Source organism: Aeromicrobium sp. CnD17-E, from assembly GCF_024124745.1.
Taxonomy (GTDB): Bacteria; Actinomycetota; Actinomycetes; order Propionibacteriales; family Nocardioidaceae; genus Aeromicrobium.
The window spans coordinates 1-3,724 of record NZ_JAMXRU010000171.1; the positions used below are offsets into that span (position 1 = coordinate 1).

The 3,724-nt window shown below is 73.0% G+C and carries 4 protein-coding genes; all 4 read left to right on the top strand.

Annotated features, from left to right (window positions below; genetic code table 11):
* Positions 1–308: 308 nt before the first annotated feature.
* Positions 309–1,358, top strand: coding sequence for an NAD(P)-dependent alcohol dehydrogenase (locus tag NH339_RS17595; RefSeq protein ID WP_253027295.1), 1,050 nt, complete (start codon positions 309–311; stop codon positions 1,356–1,358).
* Entirely contained in the window at positions 1,355–1,951 is a 597-nt protein-coding gene (locus NH339_RS17600) for a flavin reductase family protein (protein ID WP_253027296.1), read from the top strand. The genes NH339_RS17595 and NH339_RS17600 overlap by 4 nt, the downstream gene beginning before the upstream one ends.
* 78 nt (positions 1,952–2,029) lie before the next feature.
* On the top strand, positions 2,030–3,526 hold the full coding sequence (locus tag NH339_RS17605; RefSeq protein WP_253027298.1) for a cobyric acid synthase: 1,497 nt from the start codon (positions 2,030–2,032) through the stop codon (positions 3,524–3,526).
* Positions 3,523–3,724: precorrin-6A/cobalt-precorrin-6A reductase (locus NH339_RS17610; protein WP_253027297.1), on the top strand; the 202-nt coding region annotated here is incomplete at its 3' end. The genes NH339_RS17605 and NH339_RS17610, both read left to right, overlap by 4 nt.

Consider the following 3,724-nt stretch of genomic DNA (forward strand, 5'->3'; position numbering starts at 1 on the left):
ACCCCCAGCGACGGCCCGGAGTGGTCTCGATACGTCTCCGCCAGCTCCTTCGTCGCGGCGTCGACTACTCGACCAACGACACCCACCGCTGGTCGAGTAGCGGCCACGCGCGAGGGACGAGCGTCGTGGACGCGTATCGAGACCACCCGGCAACAGCCCAGCGCGAGCCAACCCCCAGCGACGGCCCGGAGTGGTCTCGATACGCCTCCCCGCGCTGGCGCTCGTGGAGGCACTCGACCAACGGGACGTGGGGGTGATCCCGGTCGCTCGCGCTGCGGGGTGCGGGGGGCGTGCCTACCGTGGATGGCATGACCACCACCGTCTCCGCCCTGTCCGTCCCCGACGCCGGCAAGCCGTTCGAGACCGTCGACCTCGAGCGACGTGACCTGAAGCCGAACGACGTGCGCATCAAGATCAAGTACGCCGGGATCTGCCACTCCGACATCCACCAGGCGCGCGACGAGTGGGGCGCCGGGATCTTCCCGATGACGCCCGGTCACGAGATCATCGGCTCGGTCGAGGAGGTCGGCTCCGACGTCACCGCGCACGCCGTCGGCGACACGGTGGGCGTCGGCTGCTTCGTCGACTCCTGCCTCGAGTGCGACGCCTGCAAGGACGGCGAGGAGCAGTTCTGCGACCAGGGTGTCGTGCAGACCTACTCCGCCAAGACCTACGACGGCGAGGTGACCTACGGCGGCTACAGCGAGCAGGTCGTCGTCCGCGACCACTTCGCGGTGAAGGTGCCCGACGGCGTCGACCTCGCCGGCACGACGCCGCTGCTCTGCGCCGGCATCACCACGTACGCCCCGCTCGTGCGCCACGGCGTCACCGAGGGCTCGCGCGTCGGCGTCATCGGCATGGGCGGCCTGGGCCACGTGGCCGTCAAGATCGCTGCCGCGCTCGGCGCGAAGGTCACCGTGCTCAGCCGCACCGACGCCAAGAAGGAGGACGGGCTCGCGTTCGGCGCCTCCGAGTACGTCGCCACCGAGGAGGAGGGCGCGCTCAAGAACCTGCAGGGTTCCTTCGACGTCATCCTCAACACCGTCGGCGCGTCCGTCCCGCTCGACGACTACCTGGGCCTGCTCGACCGGGGCGGCCGGATGATCAACCTCGGCGCCCCCAGCGACGCGCTCGAGGTCGGCGCGTTCTCGCTGCTGACCATGCGCCGCGCGGTCGAGGGCTCCATGGTCGGCGGCCTCCCGCAGACGCAGGAGATGCTCGACTTCTGCGCCGAGCACGACATCACCGCCACCGTCGAGGTCATCTCGGCCGACCAGGTCGACGAGTACTACGACAAGGTCGTCGACGGCGACGTCCGCTACCGCGCCGTCATCGACGTCGCCACCCTCGCGCCGTGAGCCTGCGCACCAGCCTGGTCGTGGGCGACGAGGGGGTCGAGCCGTACCGGCTGATGACCGCCCTCGTCGTCCCCCGACCCATCGCCTGGATCAGCACGGTCGACGCGCAGGGCCGCGGCAACCTCGCCCCGCACTCGTTCTTCACGGTCGCGTGCGCGAACCCGCCGATCCTCGCGTTCACGTCGGTGGGCGAGAAGGACACGCTGCGCAACGTCCGCGAGACCGGGGAGCTGGTCGTGAACCTGGCCACGCAACCCCTCACCGAGGCCGTCAACGGGTCGAGCGCGCCGTACGAGCACGGTGTCGACGAGGCCGAGGAGCTGGGGCTGGCGACCGAGCCGAGCCAGCTGGTCGCGCCCCGACGCGTCGTCGACTCCCCCGCGTCGATCGAGTGCCGGCTGCACTCGACGACCGAGCTCGGCGACTCGACGCTGGTGCTCGCCGAGGTGCTGCTGTTCAGCGTCGCCGACCACGTGCTCGTCGACGGCCACCCCGAGTTCGACCGGCTGGCGCCGATGACCCGCCTCGGCAAGGAGGAGTGGGCGCCGCCCAGCGTCCCGTTCACGCTCCCCCGCCCGACGAGCGCCTCCTAGGCCGTGCTCCCCACCAGGAGCACGGCCGGGCGGTCCGGCTCGGGTCGGTAGTCTGCCCCGGTGCGCACACCTGGGCTGATGATCGCCGGGACGACGTCCGACGCGGGCAAGAGCGTCGTGACGACCGGTGTGTGCCGGGCGTTCGCGCGCCGGGGCCTGCGGGTCGCGCCCTACAAGGCGCAGAACATGTCGAACAACTCGATGGTCGTCCCGCTCGGGCACGACGCCGACGCCGGCTTCGGCGAGATCGGCAGGGCCCAGTGGGTGCAGGCACTGGCGGCGGAGGCGACGCCTGAGGTGGCGATGAACCCGGTGCTGCTGAAGCCGGGCAGCGACCGGCGCAGCCACGCCGTGGTCATGGGCCGCCCCGGCGGGGTCGTGGACGCGACGGACTTCGTCGAGGGGCGGCGTCATCTCGCGCAGGCCGCCCACGCGGCGTTCGACGACCTGGCCGCACGGCACGACGTGGTCGTGGCCGAGGGCGCCGGCTCGCCGACCGAGATCAACCTGCGCGCGTCGGACTACGTGAACCTCGGCCTGGCGCAGCACGCGCGGATGCCGGTGGTCGTGGTCGGCGACATCGACCGCGGCGGGCTGTTCGCGGCGCTGCACGGGACGGTGGCCCTGCTCGACGCCGCCGACCAGGCGCTCGTGGCGGGGTTCGTGGTCAACAAGTTCCGCGGCGAGGTCTCGCTGCTGGCGCCCGGGCTCGACCGGCTGACGGAGCTGACCGGGCGGCCGTTCCTCGGCGTACTGCCCTGGGACCCGACGCTGTGGCTCGACTCCGAGGACGCGCTCGACCTCGAGGGGCGGCGCTCCGGCACCGCCGGGGCGCTGCGCGTCGCCGTCGTGCGGCTGCCGCGGATCAGCAACTTCACCGACGTCGACGCCCTGGGCGTGGAGCCCGGGGTCGACGTCGTGTTCGTGTCGGACCCACGCGACGTCGCCGACGCCGACCTCGTCGTGCTGCCGGGGACCCGCGCGACCATCGACGACCTCGCGTGGCTGCGGTCCCGCGGCCTGGACCGCGCCGTGGTCGCGCACGCGCGGGCCGGGCGCCCGGTGCTGGGGATCTGCGGCGGGTTCCAGATGCTCGGCCGGCACGTGCACGACCCCGACGCGGTCGAGGCGTCGACACCGCGCAGCGTCGAGGGCCTGGGGCTGCTCGACGTGGAGACGACGTTCGGCACGGAGAAGGTGCTCCGGCTCCCCGTCGGCGAGGCGCTGGGCGCGGAGACGTCGGGCTACGAGATCCACCACGGCCGCATCACGCGCGGCGCCGACGAGGAGTTCCTGGCCGGTGCCCGACGCGGTGCGGTGATGGGCACCATGTGGCACGGCAGCCTCGAGGGCGACGCGTTCCGGCACGCGTTCCTCGCGGAGGTGGCGGCTGCCGCGAGCACGACCCTCCCGGACTCCGACGTGTCCTTCGGGGCGCTGCGCGAGGCACGGCTCGACCGTCTGGGCGACCTCGTGGAGGAGCACCTCGACGTCGACGCGCTCTGGACGCTCGCCCGCGACGGCGCTCCCGCCGACCTGCCGCTGCTGCCCCCGGGAGCGGGGAGCGTCGCATGATGCTGCTGCTGGGCGGTACGGCCGAGGCCCGCGCGCTCGCGCGCTCCCTCGAGGGGCTGCGGTTCACGTCGTCGTTGGCCGGGCGGGTCGCGCGACCGCGGATGCCCGTCGGCGAGACGCGGATCGGCGGGTTCGGCGGCGTGGACGGCCTGCGTGCCTACCTGCGCGACGAGGGCGTGACCGCCGTGGTCGACGCGA

Coding starts and splice junctions, on each gene's coding strand:
- NH339_RS17595 (WP_253027295.1), top strand. CDS start 309: ATGACCACCACCGTCTCCGCCCTGTCCGTCCCCGACGCCGGCAAGCCG.
- NH339_RS17605 (WP_253027298.1), top strand. CDS start 2,030: ATGATCGCCGGGACGACGTCCGACGCGGGCAAGAGCGTCGTGACGACC.